Annotated in this window: 21 protein-coding genes and 6 pseudogenes; 17 read left to right on the top strand and 10 right to left on the bottom strand. The window is 74.1% G+C overall.

The features are described 5' to 3' along the window. Positions 1-262: 262 nt before the first annotated feature. The 3 genes and pseudogenes from G5V59_RS37260 to G5V59_RS20160 form a co-directional block, all read right to left on the bottom strand. Positions 263-412 (bottom strand): annotated as a pseudogene (locus G5V59_RS37260) (sensor histidine kinase); the annotation flags it as partial. A gap of 107 nt (positions 413-519) precedes the next feature. Further along, on the bottom strand, positions 520-1,188 hold the full coding sequence (locus tag G5V59_RS20165; RefSeq protein WP_278257634.1) for a sensor histidine kinase: 669 nt from the start codon (positions 1,186-1,188) through the stop codon (positions 520-522). Then, positions 1,074-2,015, bottom strand: a complete 942-nt coding sequence (locus G5V59_RS20160; RefSeq protein ID WP_278257633.1) for a class I SAM-dependent methyltransferase — start codon at positions 2,013-2,015, stop codon at positions 1,074-1,076. Before G5V59_RS20160 ends, G5V59_RS20165 begins: the two co-directional genes overlap by 115 nt. 200 nt (positions 2,016-2,215) lie before the next feature. On the opposite strand from G5V59_RS20160, the gene G5V59_RS20155 reads away from it, so the two are divergent. Then, positions 2,216-2,923: an oxidoreductase gene (locus tag G5V59_RS20155; protein WP_278257632.1), complete on the top strand. Its 708-nt coding sequence runs from the start codon at positions 2,216-2,218 to the stop codon at positions 2,921-2,923. Positions 2,924-3,143: 220 nt separating this feature from the next. Here G5V59_RS20155 and G5V59_RS37255 read toward each other — a convergent pair whose 3' ends face one another. Both G5V59_RS37255 and G5V59_RS37250 read right to left on the bottom strand, forming a co-directional pair. Further along, a complete protein-coding gene (locus tag G5V59_RS37255) occupies positions 3,144-3,440 on the bottom strand; it encodes a hypothetical protein (protein WP_341350993.1) in 297 nt (98 codons plus the stop codon). A 43-nt stretch (positions 3,441-3,483) separates the two neighbouring features. Then, positions 3,484-3,789 (bottom strand): annotated as a pseudogene (locus G5V59_RS37250) (haloacid dehalogenase-like hydrolase); the annotation flags it as partial. Positions 3,790-4,097: 308 nt separating this feature from the next. Between G5V59_RS37250 and G5V59_RS20145 the strand changes: the two are divergent. The 10 genes and pseudogenes from G5V59_RS20145 (at position 4,098) to G5V59_RS20100 (ending at position 9,027) form a co-directional block, all read left to right on the top strand. Then, positions 4,098-4,544: a hypothetical protein gene (locus tag G5V59_RS20145; protein WP_278257631.1), complete on the top strand. Its 447-nt coding sequence runs from the start codon at positions 4,098-4,100 to the stop codon at positions 4,542-4,544. 5 nt (positions 4,545-4,549) lie between these two features. Then, a complete protein-coding gene (locus G5V59_RS20140) occupies positions 4,550-5,050 on the top strand; it encodes a hypothetical protein (RefSeq protein ID WP_278257630.1) in 501 nt (166 codons plus the stop codon). Continuing rightward, positions 5,037-5,249 (top strand): hypothetical protein, encoded by a 213-nt coding sequence (locus G5V59_RS20135; protein ID WP_278257629.1) that lies wholly within the window; start codon positions 5,037-5,039, stop codon positions 5,247-5,249. Before G5V59_RS20140 ends, G5V59_RS20135 begins: the two co-directional genes overlap by 14 nt. Further along, a pseudogene (locus G5V59_RS20130) lies at positions 5,246-6,420 on the top strand (TadA family conjugal transfer-associated ATPase). The gene G5V59_RS20135 and the pseudogene G5V59_RS20130 overlap by 4 nt, the downstream one beginning before the upstream one ends. Next, on the top strand, positions 6,417-6,803 hold the full coding sequence (locus G5V59_RS20125; protein WP_278257628.1) for a hypothetical protein: 387 nt from the start codon (positions 6,417-6,419) through the stop codon (positions 6,801-6,803). Before G5V59_RS20130 ends, G5V59_RS20125 begins: the two are co-directional and overlap by 4 nt. Next, the gene (locus G5V59_RS20120; protein WP_278257627.1) at positions 6,800-7,579 is read left to right on the top strand and encodes a hypothetical protein; all 780 of its coding nucleotides are present in this window, start codon (positions 6,800-6,802) and stop codon (positions 7,577-7,579) included. The genes G5V59_RS20125 and G5V59_RS20120 overlap by 4 nt, the downstream gene beginning before the upstream one ends. A 68-nt stretch (positions 7,580-7,647) precedes the next feature. Beyond that, positions 7,648-7,899, top strand: coding sequence for a hypothetical protein (locus tag G5V59_RS20115; RefSeq protein WP_278257626.1), 252 nt, complete (start codon positions 7,648-7,650; stop codon positions 7,897-7,899). Between the two features lie 158 nt (positions 7,900-8,057). Further along, positions 8,058-8,348, top strand: a complete 291-nt coding sequence (locus G5V59_RS20110; protein ID WP_278257625.1) for a DUF4244 domain-containing protein — start codon at positions 8,058-8,060, stop codon at positions 8,346-8,348. Beyond that, positions 8,345-8,659 carry a TadE family type IV pilus minor pilin gene (locus G5V59_RS20105; protein WP_278257624.1) on the top strand — a complete coding sequence of 105 codons (315 nt, stop codon included), beginning with the start codon at positions 8,345-8,347 and terminating at the stop codon, positions 8,657-8,659. The genes G5V59_RS20110 and G5V59_RS20105 overlap by 4 nt, the downstream gene beginning before the upstream one ends. Continuing rightward, entirely contained in the window at positions 8,656-9,027 is a 372-nt protein-coding gene (locus G5V59_RS20100; protein ID WP_278257623.1) for an Rv3654c family TadE-like protein, read from the top strand. The genes G5V59_RS20105 and G5V59_RS20100 overlap by 4 nt, the downstream gene beginning before the upstream one ends. A 38-nt stretch (positions 9,028-9,065) precedes the next feature. Here the strand turns inward: G5V59_RS20100 and G5V59_RS20095 are convergent, their stop codons facing one another. The 4 genes from G5V59_RS20095 to G5V59_RS37235 all read right to left on the bottom strand — a co-directional run bounded on the left by G5V59_RS20095 (position 9,066) and on the right by G5V59_RS37235 (position 11,515). Then, positions 9,066-9,389, bottom strand: coding sequence for a hypothetical protein (locus tag G5V59_RS20095; RefSeq protein ID WP_278257622.1), 324 nt, complete (start codon positions 9,387-9,389; stop codon positions 9,066-9,068). A 9-nt stretch (positions 9,390-9,398) separates the two neighbouring features. After that, positions 9,399-9,938 carry a Zn-binding domain-containing protein gene (locus tag G5V59_RS37245; RefSeq protein ID WP_341350992.1) on the bottom strand — a complete coding sequence of 180 codons (540 nt, stop codon included), beginning with the start codon at positions 9,936-9,938 and terminating at the stop codon, positions 9,399-9,401. Between the two features lie 156 nt (positions 9,939-10,094). Continuing rightward, complete coding sequence (locus G5V59_RS37240) at positions 10,095-10,610, bottom strand: hypothetical protein (protein WP_341350991.1); 516 nt, start codon at positions 10,608-10,610, stop codon at positions 10,095-10,097. After that, positions 10,601-11,515, bottom strand: a complete 915-nt coding sequence (locus tag G5V59_RS37235) for a DEAD/DEAH box helicase (RefSeq protein ID WP_341350990.1) — start codon at positions 11,513-11,515, stop codon at positions 10,601-10,603. Before G5V59_RS37235 ends, G5V59_RS37240 begins: the two co-directional genes overlap by 10 nt. On the opposite strand from G5V59_RS37235, the gene G5V59_RS37230 reads away from it, so the two are divergent. From G5V59_RS37230 to G5V59_RS20065, 6 genes and pseudogenes are all read left to right on the top strand, one after another. Continuing rightward, on the top strand, positions 11,499-11,846 hold the full coding sequence (locus G5V59_RS37230; protein WP_341350989.1) for a hypothetical protein: 348 nt from the start codon (positions 11,499-11,501) through the stop codon (positions 11,844-11,846). The genes G5V59_RS37235 and G5V59_RS37230 overlap by 17 nt on opposite strands. A gap of 174 nt (positions 11,847-12,020) precedes the next feature. Further along, positions 12,021-12,272: pseudogene (locus G5V59_RS20085) on the top strand (STAS domain-containing protein); the annotation flags it as partial. Positions 12,273-12,716: 444 nt separating this feature from the next. After that, positions 12,717-14,135: pseudogene (locus tag G5V59_RS20080) on the top strand (sodium/proton-translocating pyrophosphatase); the annotation flags it as partial. A 100-nt stretch (positions 14,136-14,235) separates the two neighbouring features. Next, positions 14,236-14,535, top strand: a pseudogene (locus G5V59_RS20075) (sodium/proton-translocating pyrophosphatase); the annotation flags it as partial. Between the two features lie 103 nt (positions 14,536-14,638). Then, positions 14,639-15,079 carry a sodium/proton-translocating pyrophosphatase gene (locus G5V59_RS20070; protein ID WP_278257621.1) on the top strand — a complete coding sequence of 147 codons (441 nt, stop codon included), beginning with the start codon at positions 14,639-14,641 and terminating at the stop codon, positions 15,077-15,079. Between the two features lies 1 nt (position 15,080). Then, positions 15,081-15,866 carry a DUF2817 domain-containing protein gene (locus G5V59_RS20065; protein WP_278257620.1) on the top strand — a complete coding sequence of 262 codons (786 nt, stop codon included), beginning with the start codon at positions 15,081-15,083 and terminating at the stop codon, positions 15,864-15,866. A 7-nt stretch (positions 15,867-15,873) separates the two neighbouring features. Here the strand turns inward: G5V59_RS20065 and G5V59_RS20060 are convergent, their stop codons facing one another. Continuing rightward, on the bottom strand, positions 15,874-16,128 hold the full coding sequence (locus G5V59_RS20060; RefSeq protein ID WP_278257619.1) for a hypothetical protein: 255 nt from the start codon (positions 16,126-16,128) through the stop codon (positions 15,874-15,876). Between the last annotated feature and the right edge of the window lie 46 nt (positions 16,129-16,174).

The following is a 16,174-nucleotide window of genomic DNA, read 5'->3' as shown; positions in this document are numbered from 1 at the left end:
GTAGACCAGGCTCGTCCAGCGCCGGCCGCTCGTCGTCGACCACCAGCACCCGCAGCGCGGTCATGCACTCACCCCCGGCGCGAACTTCGGCACCCGCACGATCACCTTCGTGCCCGCACCCGGCGCCGTCTCCACGACGAGACCGTAGTCGTCGCCGAAGGTCGCGCGCAGCCGTGCGTCCACGTTGCCGAGGCCGACCGAGTCGAGACTCGGTGTCGCCGGCGAGCGCACGTCGTACCTTGTCCGGGTCCTCGCCGACCCCGTTGTCCTCGACCTCGATCACCGCCTCGTGCCCGCGGTCGTGGGCGTTGATCGTCAGCAGGCCGGTCTGGTCGGCGCTCTCCAGGCCGTGCCGGACGGCGTTCTCGACGAGCGGCTGGACGCACAGGAACGGTACGACGACGGGCAGCACCTCCGGTGCCACGTTGAGCGTCACCTGCAGCCGGTCGCCGAAGCGGGCCTGCTCCAGCAGCAGGTAGCGCTCGATGGAGTTCAGGCTCCTCGGCGAGCGTCGTGTACTCACCGTGCCGGCGGAAGGAGTACCGGGTGAAGTCGGCGAACTCCAGCAGGAGCTCGCGTGCCCGGTCCGGGTCGGTGCGCACGAAGCCTGGCGATCGCGTTGAGCGAGTTGTAGACGAAGTGCGGGCTGATCTGGGCCCGCAGCGCGCGCACCTCGGCCTCGATCATCCGGTTGCGGTGGGCGTCCAGGCTCGGCGAGCTCCAGGCTGCCCCGACACCCACTCCGCGACCTCCTCGGTCGCCCGCACCAGGCCGGCGGTCGGCGTCGGCGAGAACGCTTGCACCGTCCCGAGCACCCGGCCCTCCACGACGAGCGGGCTCACCACGCCGGTGCGCACCGGGCAGCCGCCGACCGTGCAGCCGAGTCTGGTCGCGAGCCACCGTGCGGGTGCTGCCCTTGTCGATCGCGAGCAGGCCCACGACCGCCGCCTGGTCGGCGTGGTGGCCGCCGATCCCGTCCCAGGCGAGCACCGACTCGGTGTCGGTGATGGCGAGGGCCGGCGTACCGAGCAGTGTGCGCAGGTGCCGGATCGCCCGCTCCGCGCTGGTGGTCGTCAGTCCCTCGCGCAGGGCCGGCGCCGCGAGGGAGGCCTGGTGCAGGGCGCGGAAGGCCGCGCGGTCGGCGTCGCTCCCGAGGTTCCCCCGTCGCCACAGTCGTCCGCCCGCCATGGCCCCATCCTGGCGGCAGGACTCAGCGGAAGTCGATCAGCAGCATCCCGGTGTCGTCGTCGGCCGGCGGCTCGACGGCGGGCGGGACGTTGCTCGCACCGATCGGGACGGTGTCCTCGCCGACCGGCTCGTCCGGGCTGTCGGTGACCGGGACGACGGCCGGCTCGGGCCGCGCGGTCTTGGGCTGGATGCCGACGACCGCCCGGAAGCACTCGGTGACGTAAGGCAGCCTGCATGCCGTCCATGCCGCGGCCGAAGTCGTCGTAGAACGCCAGCACCTCGCGCAGCCGCGACTCCTGCGCGGTGCGCTCGAGGCCGGCGACCCCGGGCAGCGAGCGGACCAGGTCCTGCACCGAGTCGCGGTTGATGACCTGCCACTGCTTGAAGGAGGCGTCCTCGGCCGGGCCGAAGTAGGGCGAGGCCTCGATCGCCTCGTCCAGGCCGGCGCCCGCGGTGTGGTGGCCGATGATGTTGCCGAGCCGCTTGACCCACGGGATCCGCTCGTCGCGCAGGTTCGCGATGATCGCGAAGGTCCCGCCGCGCTTGAGCACGCGCGCGATCTCCGGCAGCGCCTTCTCGGCGTCGAAGTACTCGAACGCCTCGCCCGCCACCACCAGGTCGTACGTCGCGTCCGCCGCCGGGATCTCCTCCGCGGACGTCTGCGACACCCGCTGCTCCGGGAGCCGCAACCCGAGCCGGTCGAGCATCCGCGGGTCCGGGTCGGTGGCGTGCACGTCGTGGCCCAGCGCGACCAGGTGCTCGGTGAGCTTTGCCGGTCCCGGCGCCCAGGCTCGAGCACCGTCAGCGGCTGCTCGCCCGTCAACCACGCCACGGCCTCGCGCGGGTAGCCGGGGCGGCCGCGGTCGTAGGCCTCGGCCACGGCGCCGAAGGAGAGCGCGGCCGGGGTCGGGGTGGTGTCGTCGGTAGCCATCAGGGCGAGGGTACGGCGGGGAGCGGGCTCGATCACGCAGGCACGCCTGCGTCGCCGCCGCGAGCGGGTCCTAGGCTTCCTCCGTGAGCGATCCCCATGCCTGGCTGGTCTCCCTCGAAGGCGCGCCGTCGGGCTTCACCGCCGCCCGCGACGGCATCGACGTGCTGCTCCGCGACCGCGGCCTGCGTCGTACCGGGCCCGAGCCTGACCGGGGAGTCGCTCCTGCGCGGCGCCCACGCCAGTGCGGTGCTGGAGGGATCCGCCTCCGCGCTGAACGAGGTCCGCAACGGCGGTGGCGACGAGATCGCGGCCGACGCGGTCCGCGTCTCGACCGAGCCTGCTCTCGCTGGTCCCGGTGCTGCGCCGTCAACCGCTGCAGGCCTTCGCCCGACTGCACACCCTCGCCGCCCGGGGCACGCTGCCCGACGAGTCTGCTCGGCCGGCCGCGCGACGGCGAGGCGGCCTCCAGGCTGCGCGGGATCGCCGAGTTCGCCACCGCGCGCACCTCCGCGCCCGCGCTCGCGGTCGCGGCAGTCGTGCACGCCGAGTCTGGTGACCGCCGCGCCCTTCGGGTCGCACAACGGCATCGTGGCCCGCGCGGCCGAGCGGCTGCTGCTCGCGGTCAAGGGCGTGGACGAGAAGTCGCTCGTCGTACCGGAGGCGGCGCACCTGGCGCTGCGGCGGGAGTACGAGTCCAACCTCCGCGGCTGGGCCACCGGCGGCCCGGCCGGCATGCACGCGTGGCTGATCTACGCGACCGAGGCGTACGCCGCGGCGGCCGAGGCGAGCCCGCTCAACGGCTGAGGCACCCGGACATGCAGGTGGCACCCGAGCCTTTGATCGTCTCGGGTGCCACCGCTGACACGTGAACCATGGCTACCAGGCGTGCACACTCAACTGCTGCCCCGGAAGTGTTCCGGTAGGCCAGCGCCCTGTTAGGAAGGGTGGATCGCCGCGTGGGTACCGGGATCACGTGTTGCTCTTGAGTTCTTGATGTCCTTTGTACGCCCACCCGGGGCCACCTTCAAGGCTTGTCTTTCCACCCGATCCGGGGAACGCTGGGCGGTTGGGAGCAGGCGTCAGGCCGGGCGGCGCCGGGCGCCGATCCAGACCGCCGCACCCACCGCGACCACCCCGCCGACCGCCAGTGCGGCGAGCGTCGGCTTCGGCGGCGGCAGGTGCAGGCGCGACTGCAGACTCGACCGGCCGGTTGAAGACCAGCACCGGCCAGCCGCGGGCGGCCGCGGCCTTGCGCAGACTCGCGGTCCGGGTTGACCGCGTGCGGGAAGCCGACCGCCTCCAGCATCGGCACGTCGGTCACCGAGTCGGAGTACGCATAGCTTGTTCGCGAGGTCGTAGCCCTCGCTCTGCGCGAGCAGACGGATCGCGTTCGCCTTCTCCTCGGCGTAGGCGTAGTACTCGATCTCGCCGGTGTAGCGGCCGTCCTCGGCCTTGAGCCGGGTCGCGACCACCCGGTCCGCGCCGAGCATCCGGCCGATCGGCTCGACGACCTCGCTGCCGGAGGTGGAGACGATGACGACGTCGCGCCCGGCGGCGTGGTGCTCGTCGATGAGGCGCACCGCCTCGTCGTACACGAGGGGGTCGACGACGTTGTGGAGGGTGTCGGCGACGATCTCGCGGACCGTCGCGACCTCCCAGCCGGCGCACAGGCTGCGACATGAACTGGCGCATCTTCTCGACCTGGTCGTGGTCGGCGCCGCCGATCATGAAGACGAACTGGGCGTACGCCGAGCGCAGCACCGCCCGGCGCGAGATGAGGCCGCCGGCCTGGAACGGCTTGCTGAACGCGAGCACGCTCGACTTGGCGATGATCGTCTTGTCGAGGTCGAAGAACGCCGCGGTCGGCGCCGCACCCGGTCGGGCCATGGGCTCATCGTAGGTGTCACCCGTTGCGGAAACGTCCATCTCCCCTCCACAGGGGCGATTCCGGTACGGGTCATCCACACCCGCGCGGGTCGTGGGCGTGGTCGCGTCGGGGGTGGGCGAGAAGGTCGGCATGTCCCGAAACCCGATCCCCGCCCGCCGGCGCGCCGCCGGCCCGGCGGACGTGCCTGTCCTGGTGGTGACTGCCGATGACGACCTGCTCGCGGCCCTGCTGCCGCTCGCCGCCGCGGCCGACGTCGCCCCCTCCGTCGCCCGCGACCCGCTGACCGCGCTGCGGTCGTGGCCCGTGGCGCCGGTCGTCCTCGTCGGTGCCGACCTGGCCGAGGAGATGCTGCGCGTCGTGCCCGAGGCGCGACCGCGTTGCTTCGTCGTGACCGGCGAGCGTGCCCCGCACGAGGCTCTTCCGGACCGCGTTGCGCCTGGGAGCCGAGCAGGTCGTCGAGCTGCCCGGCGCGGAGCCCTGGCTGGTCGAGTCTGCTCGCCGACCTCACCGAGCGCCAGCCCGGTCGCGCCCGCGTGATCGGCGTGATCGGCGGAAGCGGCGGCGCCGGAGCCACCACCTTCGCCTGCGCCCTCGGCCAGTGGGCCGCCCGCTCGGGCGATGCCGTGGTCATCGACTGCGACCCGCAGGGTCCCGGCCTGGACCGGATGCTCGGCGTCGAGCGCCGCGACGGCTTCCGCTGGGACGCGCTGTGCCAGACGACGGGCCGGCTGTCGGCACGTGCCCTGCGGGAGGCACTGCCACGCAGCGGCGCCCTCGGCGTGCTGTCCTGGTACGTCGACGGGCGGGTCCCCACGCTGCAGGCCTTCGCCGCCCGCGAGGCGCTCTCGGCGGCTCGCCGCGGTCACGCCGTCGTCGTGGTGGACCTTCCGCGCTCGCCCGATGCCCTCGTCGACGAGTCTCGCCGCGCGCTGCGACCTGCTGCTCGTGGTCACCGTCGCGAGCGTCGTCGGCGTCGCCGGTGCGGCCCGGATGCGGGCGCGCTTCGCCGGTCACCCGGATGTCGCCGTGGTGCTGCGCGGTGAGGCCTTCGATCCCGACGAGGTCCGCCGCGCGGTCGGTCTGCCCGTCCTGGTGCAGATGCGGGACCAGCGCGGGCTGGCCGAGGCCGTCGACCTCGGTCTGGGTCCGCTGCGCAGCACCCGCGGGCCCCTGGCGCGCGCCGCCGCACAGGTCCTGGGCGACACGGTGGGGCCCGAAGCCGACCAGCAGGTCGTCGCATGAGTGCCGACGCGCCGGTCCCGGGTCTCGTCGAGGAGGTACGACGCCGGCTCGCCGCCGAGCCCGGCGCCCTCACCCCGCACCGCGTCGCCGACGCCCTGCGCGCGGCGGGCCGTCCCGTGGGCGATGCGACCGTCCTCGCCGTCTACGAGGGCCTGCGGCGCGAGATCGCCGGCGCCGGCCCGCTCGAGCCTCTGCTCGCACTGCCCGGCGTCACCGACGTCCTCGTCAACGGGCCCGGGCCGGTCCGGATCGATCGGGGCCGCGGCCTGGAGGCGTCGGCGGTGGTGATCGGCTCGGAGGAGGAGTGCCGCCGGCTCGCCCAGCGCCCGGTCGCCAGCGGTGGCCGCCGGATCGACGACGCCGCGCCCTGGGCCGACGTCCGGCTGCCCGGCGGGACCCGCTGCCACGCCGTGCTCGCCCCGATCGCCCAGCCCGGCACCGCCATCTCGCTGCGCGTCCCGCGCCGCGGTGGCTTCTCCCTCGCGGGGCTGCGCGCTGCCGGTGCGCTGACCGACGCCGGTCACGAGCCTGCTCGCGCGGGTCGTCGCCGAGCGGCTGGCCTTCCTGGTCTCCGGTGGCACCGGCTCGGGCAAGACGACCCTGCTCGCCGCACTCCTCGGTGTCGTCGACCCGGCCGAGCGGGTCGTCGTGGTGGAGGACGCCGCCGAGCTCCGTCCCGACCATCCCCAGGTGATCGGCCTGGAGGCGCGTCCCGCGAACCTCGAGGGAGCCGGCGCCGTGGTCCTGTGCGACCTGGTGCGTCAGGCGCTGCGGATGCGCCCGGACCGGCTGGTGGTGGGGGAGGTCCGCGACGCCGCGGTCGTGGACCTGCTGGCCGCGCTGAACACCGGTCACGAAGGCGGGTGCGGGACCCTGCACGCGAACTCCGCGTCCGACGTACCGGCCCGGGTGGAGGCGCTCGCCCTCACCGCCGGCCTCGGCCGCGCCGCCGTGCACAGCCAGGCTGGCCTCGGCCGTCGACGTGGTGCTGCACGTGGTCCGCGACCGTGGCTCGGGACGCCGCCGGCTCGGCGAGATCGCCGTCCTCGTCCGCGACCGCACCGGCGAGGTGCGCACCGAGCCCGCCGCCACCTTCCTCGCCGACGGTGACCTGTCCGAGGGGCCCGGCAGCGGCCGGCTGCTCGACCTCCTCGACCGGGACCGCTCGTGAGCGCCCTGCTGGCCGGTACGTCGGCCGCGCTCGCGTTCGCTCTGCTCCTCCCCGCACCCGCGCACCTGCCGGGACCACCCCGCCGCCGTTCCGTGCTCCTGCTCGCCCTGCTGCCCGGGGTCCTGGCGGTCGCCTCCGTGCAGCAGGTCGCGCTCGGACTCGTCGTCCTGGGTCTCGCCGCCGGCGCGCTGCGGATGCTCCGGCGGGCTCGGGAGGCGCAGACCGCCGGGCGGCACCGCGCGCGGGTCGTCGAGCCTGTGCGACGCGCTGCAGGCCGAGACTCGCCGCGGGCCAGAGCGCCGAGCAGGCCCTCGGCCGCGCAGCCGAGGACTGGCCACTCGTCGGTCCGGCCGCTCGCGCCGCCGCCACCGGGGGCGACGTGACCAACGCCTTCCGCGACCTGGCGGCCGTCCCCGGCGCCGCCTCGCTGCGGATCGTCGCCGCGGCGTGGCTGGTCGCCCACCGCACCGGTCACGGTCTTGCCGACGCCCTCGGTCGGGTCGCGGACGACCTCCGCGCCGCCGAGCAGACGCACCGGATCGTGGCCGGTGAGACTCGCCTCGGCTCGCGCCACCGCTCGCCTCCTGGCCGGGCTCCCGGTGGTTGCGCTGGCCATGGGTGCGGGTGCCGGAGCCTCACCGTGGGCCTTCCTCCTCGGGTCTGCGGCCGGACTGGTCTGCCTCGTCACCGGCCTCGGCCTCGGCTACGCCGGCCTCGCCTGGGTCGACGCCCTCGCCACCGCCATCGACCGGGACGCCTGATGGCCGTCTTCCTCGCCGTGCTGCTCGCCACGACCGCCACGGCGCTCCTCGTCCCGGCGACCACGCCCTCCACCGCCCACCGGCCGGCGCCGATGCCTGCCCCCGCCCGCGACGGACTCCTGCGGCGCGGGCGTTGGCTCTGGGCCGCCCTCGCCGGCGCCGGTGCGGCCGCGCTCGTCGGTGGTCCGCTCGCCCTCCCGGCGGGTCTCGTGACCGGCGTCGTGGTCGGTGGCGTCGCCGGACGGATCGAGCCGCCCGCCGTGCGACGTCGTCGTGAGCAGGTGCGACGCGACCTCCCCCACGTCGTCACCCTCCTCGCTGCCGCCCTCCGCTCCGGCGTCGCTCCGGCCGAGGCGGTCGAGCCTGGTCTGCCGGGCGCTGCCGGGCGCGGCGTCTGACCGGCTGGTCCCGGTCGCCGCGCGGCTCCGGCTCGGCGGGGACCCGACCGCGATCTGGTCCGGCCTCGGTGCGGACGCCGAGCTCGCCTCGCTCGGCCGTACCCTCGCCCGCGCCCAGCGCACCGGCGCACCGATCGTGGCCGCGGTCGAGCGGCTCGGAACGGAGCCTGGCCCGCCACGCGCGCGCCGAGGTCGAGGACCGAGCCCGCGCCGTCGGCGTTCGTGCCGCCGTCCCGCTCGGCCTGTGCCTGCTGCCGTCGTTCCTCGTCCTCGGCATCGTCCCGCTGGCCGTCTCCCTCGCCGCCACGATCACCCACTAGCCCCGCAACCACCAGGACCGTCCACCTCTGCGGCCCTCGCCTGTGGATCGCGCCTCCTCCTCCACAGGCGACCCCCGCTCCCACCCGCCGATTCACCTCTCCCGCCCACGCTGACCCCTCCACCGGCCGCACCCGTGGCCACCACGAAGGGAGATCCCATGTTCCGCTCGACCGTCCGCCGCCTCCGGTCCGACGGACGCCGCCGCGACGAGCGCGGCGTCACCACCGCCGAGTACGCCGTCGCCACAGCCGCCGGCGCCGGCTTCGCCGGACTGCTCTACAAGGCTGCTCAGCGGCGGACTCGGCACCCAGGCTCATCAAGACCCTCTTCGACCACGTGCTCCGCCTGCTGGGACTGCGATGAGGGCCGGCTGCCGGACTCGTCGAGGCGAGCGGGGTGCCGTCACCGCCGAGCCTGGCCGTCGGTCTCCCGCTCCTGCTCGCCGTGACCGCAGGGCTCGCCTGGCTCGTCGCCGTCGCGATCGGTCAGACGCGCACGGTCGACGCCGCGCGCGAGACGGCGCGTGCCCTGGCCCGCGGCGACGACCCGGCGGCGGCGGTGGAGGCGGGCGAGAGGGTGGCGCCCTCCGGCGTACGGATCTCCTTCAGCAGTTCCGGTCGCGAGGTTCACGTGCGAGCCACCGGCCGGATGGCCGGTCCTGGTGGGCTCCTGGCGTCGCTCCCCGGAGCGGAGCTCGACGCCGAGGCGGTCGCGCTCGTCGAGGAGGGCGCCGATCGCGGCGCCGGAGCCGGTCCGTGACCGGGCATCGTGCCGCGGTCGCACGCGGGGCGGCCACGGTCCTCGTCGTCGCCATGGCGGGCCTGCTGATGCTCATCGGCGCCGCTGCCGGGGTCGTCGGTGCGCTGGTGGTCGCTCACCGGACGGCCCAGGCGGCCGCCGACCTCGCTGCCCTGGCAGGTGCGACGGACCTCGCCGAGCGCTCCGGGCGCGACCCCTGCCGCACGGCGACCGAGGTCGCCACCGCCAACAGCGCCACCCTCACCGCGTGCACGGTGCACGGCGAGGACGTCCGGGTCGAGGTCTCCGTCTCAGGCCCGCACTGGCTGGGCCAGGACCAGGACCTGCTCGCCGAGGCACGCGCCGGGCCCGACGACCCGGCTCCGTGACCGGCCCCGGCCGCTCGGCTCAGGCCCGGCCGCGCGGCTCAGACGTTGTCGTCGTCGTTGCGGCCGTGGTCGTCGCGCCGGCGCTCGAGCTCCACCTCGTCGAGCCTTCGCGGAGAGACTCGGTGAGCCGCTTCTGCTCCTTGCGGCGCTTCCAGCCCTGCTTGGCGCCGGCCTTCATCATCCACAGCCCCAGCGCGATCAGCAGGGTGGAGACGGCACCCCAGAGGACGAGCGTGCCCGGCGAGACGTCCCAGTTCAGGATCTCGGTCGAGCGGTGCTTGTAGTCGACGCTCGCCCCGAAGAAGGCTGGCGATCAGCGCGATGACACCGAGGAGGAGGACGACCAGTCCGAGGAGCAGCATGTCGGCAGATTAGGCCATCTCGGCGTCCGGCGCGCGGGAGAGCAGTGCGTCGAGCAGCGCGACCGCGCCGCGCTTGTCGAGCGGGTCGTTGCCGTTGCCGCACTTCGGTGACTGGATGCACGAGGGGCAGCCGGTCGCGCACTCGCAGGCGGCGATGGTCGCGCGGGTGGCCCGCAGCCACGCCGCCGCGGTGCGGTAGCCCCGCTCCGCGAAGCCCGCCCCGCCCGGGTGCCCGTCGTGGACGAAGACGGTCAGGATGCCGGTGTCGGGGTGGCGTGCGGTCGAGACGCCGCCGATGTCCCAGCGGTCGCACGTCGCGAACAGCGGCAGCAGGCCGATCGAGCAGTGCTCGGCGGCGTGGGCCGCGCCCGGCAGGTCGCTCACCTCGAGCCCGGCCGCGGCGAGCATCGGGGCGAGCACACCGTCCGGCACGGTCCACCACACGGCACTCGTGGCCAGCGTGCGCGGCGGCAGGTCGAGCGGCGTCTCGTCGATGACCTCGCCGGTCCGGGCCCTCCGGCGCAGGTACGACGTCACCTGGCTCGTCACCTCGACCTGCCCGAAGGAGACCCGGCAAGGCCCCCAGTCGACGTGCTCGGCCTCGGCGACGATGGCGATGTCGGTGACGTCGCGGGCCGAGGTGGTGTGGTCGACGTCGGCGCGGTGCAGGGTCGCGACGTGCTCCTCGAGGTCGAGTCTCGTCGACTAGCCAGGTCTCGCCGCGGTGCAGGTACACGGCGCCGGTGTGCGCGGTGCCGTGGGCCCGCGCGCCGTCGACGGTGCCGACGACCCGCCCGGTTCCGGCCTCGACGAGGGAGACCTGCTGCCCGCCGGCCGAGCGGATGTCGGCGAGGTCGCACGCGCGCGAGCGATCCGTCCAGAACCAGCCCGCTGGTCGGCGCCGCAGCATCCCGCGCTCGACCAGGGGAGCCGAGCACCTCCCGGGTGCGCGGACCGAAGAGGTCGAGGTCGGCCACCGTGACCGGCAGGCTCCTGCGCCGCGGCGCACAGGTGCGGACCGAGCACGTACGGGTTGTCGGTGTCGAACACCGTGCCCTCGACCGGCCGGCCCAGCAGCGCCTCCGGATGGTGCACGAGGTAGGTGTCGAGCGGGTCGTCGCGGGCGACGAACATGCCGAGCGCCCCGCCGCCGTCGCGCCCCGCCCGGCCGACCTGCTGCCAGAAGGCGGCCCGGGTGCCGGGGTAGCCCGTCACCAGCACCGCGTCCAGGCCGCTGACGTCGATGCCGAGACTCGAGCGCGTTCGTGGCCGCCATGCCGAGCAGGCGCCCGCTGCGCAGCGACTGCTCCAGGGCACGGCGCTCCTCGGGCAGGTAGCCGCCGCGGTAGGAGTCCACCCGCCCCGCGAGGGCGGGGTCGACCTCGGCGACCAGCTTCGCCCGCCCTCCGGGCGACGGTCTCCACCCCCTGCCGGGAGCGCACGAAGGCCAGCGTGCGGACGTCGTCGACGACGAGGTCGGCGAGCAGGTCGGCGGTCTCGGCCGTCGCCCGGCGCCGTACGGGGGCGCCGTTCTCCCCGGTGTACGACGTGAGGGGCGGCTCCCACATCGCCACCGCGACCTCACCCCGTGGCGAGCCGTCGGCGGTCACCGTGGTGACGTCGAGCCCCGTCATCCGCCGCGCGGTCAGGTCCGGCTCGGCGACCGTGGCGGAGGCGAGGATGAACGTCGGCGACGACCCGTAGGACGCGCACACCCGCCGCAGGCGCCGCATCACCTGGGCGACGTGGGCACCGAACACGCCGCGGTAGTGGTGGCACTCGTCGACGACGACATAGCGCAGCGACCGGAAGAACTGGGTCCACCGCTCGTGGCCGGGCAGCAGCGAGCGGTGCAGCATGTCGGGGTTGGTCAGCACGTACTCCGCGTGGTCGCGGGTCCACTCCCGCTCCTCGGTCGTGCTGTCGCCGTCGTGCGTGGAGGTCCGCACGTCGAGCCCGAGCGCCCGGATCGCCGCCCACTGGTCGTGCGCGAGCGCCTTCGTCGGCGCGAGGTAGAGCACGGAGGCGCCCCGCTGCCCGCGCGGCCCGCGCGCTGCGCGGATCGTCGAGAGCGTCGGCAGGAGGTACGCGAGCGACTTGCCGGACGCCGTGCCGGTCGCGACCACGACGTGTTCCCCACGGTGCGCCGCCTCCGCGACCGCCACCTGGTGCGCCCAGGGCAGCCCCACCCCCCGCGACCGGTACGACGCCAGCAGGGTCGGATCGGTCCAGGCTGGCCAGTCGGCGGTGACCGCGGGCCGCGCCGGCAGGCTGCTCGAGATGGGTCAGCCGGCTGGCCCGGTCGGGCAGGGCGGTGAGCCGGCCCAGGACCGCGGCCGGGTCGCGCCGCGCGGGCGGGATCGGCAGCGTCGGACGGGGCTCGGCGGTCATGTCCCGATTGTCTCAACCACCCCCGACACAATGTCGCCGACATGTCGCCGACACCGCATCTGGTGATGCCTTGACAGCAGTCTTCGTGCGCGGCAGGGAAGGGCATGGTTTGATTGAGACCATTCCTTTGTAGGTGAGCCATCCCGGGGTGAGGTCGTTGAATCTGACACTGTCGACGCGCGAGGTCGGTGGTCGCACCGTCGTTGCCGTGGGTGGAGAGATCGACGTCTACACCGCCCCGAAGGCTGCGCGACACGATTACCGAGTCTCGTCGCCGGGGGCACCTACGACCTGGTCATCGACATGCAGGGCGTCGAGTTCCTCGACTCCACGGGCCTCGGTGTGCTGGTCGGCGGCCTCAAGAAGGTGCGCGCCCACGACGGCTCGCTGGAGCTGGTCTGCAACGCCGACCGGCTGCTCAAGATCTTCAAGATCACCGGCCTGGCGAAGGTCTTCGTCATCCACGACAGCCCGGAGACCGCGCTGGCCTGATGGCGCGAGCGCGTCGGCGCTTCGCTTGCCGCGCTGCCGCGCTCGCAGTTGTCCTGCGTAGGTGGTGACCTCCGCCCGGCGGCAAGACTGTCGGCGCGCGGGACGGCGCCTCCCTGCGCCTGCGGTCGCTCGTTCCTCGCTCCCTCCGGCTCCGGGCCGGCTTCGTCCCGCGCTGCCGACGGCCGACGGCCTGCGCCGCGCTGCCGACGGCCTGCGCCGCGCTGCCGACGGCCTGCGCCACGCTGCCGACGGCCTGCGCCGCGCCGGCGGTGCTCCCTGCGTTTCACGCTTCGCGGCGCTGCGATCGCGCGCAGCGCGCCCGAACTCGACTGTGACTCGCGTCACAACCTCCGTGTGCTCCAGGTCACAGTCTGCGTAGACTCCGGCCCACGAACTCAGACCTGGGTCCTCACCCGCACCTGAACTCCTCCAGGAGGCACTCGCATGCCCCGTCCGTTGCTCGCCGACATCGAAGTCTCGGGGGGCGACCTCGCCCTCGTGATCGTCGTTGCTGCCATCGCCCTCGGCTCCCTCGCCATGGCGACCCTGTTCAGATCAGAGGTGCTCCGGGCGGGTGAGGGCACGCCCAACATGCAGCGCATCGCCCAGGCGGTGCAGGAGGGCGCGAGTGCGTACCTCACCCGTCAGTTCCGCACGCTGACGGTCTTCGCGGCGATCGCGTTCGTGGTGCTGCTGGCGCTGCCGGCACACACCGCTGACGGCGCGAGCGGCCTGCAGTCGGAGTGGGCGGTGCGGATCTTCCGCTCCGTCTTCTTCGTGATCGGGGCGTGCTTCTCCGGCGCGATCGGCTACCTGGGGATGTCGCTCGCGGTGCGGGCGAACCTGCGGGTGGCGGCGGCCGCCAACGAGCAGGGCCGGGACCCGGCGATGAACATCGGCTTCCGCACGGGTGCCGTCGTCGGCATGGCGACGGTGGGCCTGGGCCTGCTGGGCGCGAGCGTCGTGGTGATCGTGTTCCAGGACGCCTCGCCGAAGGTGCTGGAGGGCTTCGGGTTCGGTGCGGCTCTGCTCGCGATGTTCATGCGTGTGGGGGGCGGCATCTTCACCAAGGCCGCCGACGTCGGTGCCGACCTGGTCGGCAAGGTCGAGCAGAACATCCCCGAGGACGACCCGCGCAACGCCGCGACGATCGCGGACAACGTGGGCGACAACGTCGGTGACTGTGCCGGCATGGCCGCCGACCTCTTCGAGTCGTACGCCGTCACGCTCGTCGCGGCGCTGATCCTCGGCTCGCAGGCGTTCGGCGACAAGGGGCTGGTGTTCCCGCTCATCGTCCCGGCGATCGGCGCGCTGTCGGCCATCGCGGGCGTCTACCTCACCCGCCCGCGGGCCGGGGAGAGCGGACTGACGACCATCAACCGGTCGTTCTACCTCTCCGCGGCGGTCGGCGCGGTGGCGAGTGCCATCGCGGCGTTCGTCTACCTGCCGAGCGACTGGGCCGACCTCAACGGCGCCGGCGTCGGCCTCGGCGACCTGGCCAGCGGCGACCTGCCGTCGGTCGGCCCGGCGACCTTCGCCGCCGGTGCGGTCGTGATCGGCATCGTGCTGGCAGCGGCGATCCTCGCCCTGACGGGCTACTTCACCGGCACCGACCACCGGCCGGTCAAGGACGTCGGCCGGACCTCGCTCACCGGCGCGGCCACGGTCATCCTGTCCGGCCTCTCGGTGGGCTTCGAGTCGGCGGTCTACACCGCGATCGTGATCGGTGCGGCCGTGTTCGGGGCGGCCCTGCTGGCGGGCGGCTCGACCGCCCTGGCGCTCTTCGCGGTGGCGCTCGCGGGCTGCGGCCTGCTGACCACGGTCGGCGTCATCGTCGCGATGGACACCTTCGGCCCGGTCTCCGACAACGCCCAGGGCATCGCCGAGATGTCCGGCGACGTCAGCGAGGAGGGGGCGCGGATCCTCACCGAGTTCCGACGCCGTCGGCAACACCACCAAGGCGATCACCAAGGGCATCGCGATCGCGACGGCGGTCCTCGCCGCGAGCGCGCTCTTCGCGTCGTACACCCAGTCGGCGGTGGAGTCCCTGCTCGACACCGAGGGCGTCTCCGACGCCGATCGCGGGGCCTTCGGCCTGGTGTTCCTCGTCTTCGACGCCAAGGCGATCGTCGGCACCCTGCTCGGCGCGGGCGTGGTCTTCCTCTTCTCCGGCCTGGCGATCAACGCCGTCGGCCGTGCGGCAGGCGCCGTGGTGATGGAGGTACGCCGCCAGTTCCGCGACATCCCCGGGATCATGGAGGGCACGGCGCGACCGGAGTACGGCCGCGTGGTCGACATCGTCACCCGCGACTCGCTGCGCGAGCCTGGCCACGCCGGGCATCCTGGCGATCCTCAGCCCGATCGCGGTGGGCTTCGGCCTCGGGGTGGGGCCGCTCGCGGGCTTCCTGGTCGGCGCGATCGCGACCGGCACGCTGATGGCGGTCTTCCTCGCCAACGCCGGCGGTGCCTGGGACAACGCCAAGAAGCTCGTCGAGGACGGCAACCACGGCGGCAAGGGCTCCCCGGCCCACGAGGCGACCGTCATCGGTGACACCGTCGGCGACCCGTTCAAGGACACCGCCGGTCCGGCCATCAACCCGCTGCTCAAGGTGATGAACCTGGTCTCGCTGCTCATCGTCGGCGCGATCGTCAGCCTGTCGTACGGCGACAGCCAGAACGACGTCGTGCGGATCCTGATCGCCCTCGCGGCGGCCGCCGGGATCTTCGCCGCCGTGTTCATCTCCAAGCAGCGCTCGTCGGTGATCGGTGACGATGCGCCGGCACCGGCCCCGGCGGAGTCCGCCTAGCGTGCTGCGTCGCGTCGCGACGCTGCTCGTCGCGCTGGCGGTGACCCTCGCGGTCACCGCCGGCGCGGCGCCCGGCGCACCCGGCAGGTCCGCGTCCGCGCCGGCCCGGCCCGCCACGGCGCCCTCCGTGCAGCGGACGGTCGTGATCGGCCGCTCCGTGCAGGGTCGCGTGATCCGCGCGTACTACCGCGGTGATCCGGGGGCCACCCGGGTGCTCCTCGTGCTCGGCCAGATGCACGGCGACGAGGGCGCCGGGCGCAGCACGGTCGCCTGGATCCGCCAGAACGTCCGCCCGCCGGCCGGCACGGGGGTCTGGGTGATCCCCTCGATCAACCCCGACGGCGCGGCCCGCCACCGGCGGAGCAACGCCCGCGGCGTCGACCTCAACCGCAACTGGCCCACGAGCGGCTGGCGGCGCACCCCGAAGGGCAGCCGGTACTACGGCGGACCGCGGGCCGCCAGCGAGCCGGAGACGCGAGCCCTGATGCGCTTCCTGGCCGGTGCGCGGCCGAACTACGTCGCCTCGATCCACCAGCCGCTGCACGGCGTGGGCCGCAGCGGCCCAGGCATCGCGTGGGAGCGGCGGCTGGCGCGCAACCTCGGACTGCCGCTGCGGTACTTCGGCGTCGGCAACCCCACCGGGACGGTCTCACCGACGATGACCGGCTGGTACAACCAGCGCTACCGGGGCATCGCCACCACGATCGAGTACGGCGCCCGCCCGTCCACGCGCTTCCGCACGGTGGTGGCCGGCCGCGGGATCACCCGCGCGGCCGGCATCGGCTGAGCGATGCTCAGGGCCGCATCCAGTGCGGGTGCGAGCGGTTGCCCTTGCAGACGTACCGGCGGCCCTTGGCGTCCCACCCGCTCTTGCCGTACTTCGCCTTCGGGCAGAACTGTCCGCCGCGGATGCACTTCCCGCTGCTCGTCTTCGTGCAGGGCCGGGCGTGAGCGATCGAGACGGCGTCGACGACGGCAGTGCCGGGCGCGGCGGTCGCCGTGCCGGCGGGTGCGACGAGGCCCATCAGGGCGACGGCCAGGGCGGCCATGAGCAGGCTTGAGGCGCATGAGGTCTCCGAGTTCGTAGGACGCCGG

This window comes from Nocardioides convexus, assembly GCF_011090295.1.
This window is presented reverse-complemented; position numbering and strand designations above follow the sequence as displayed.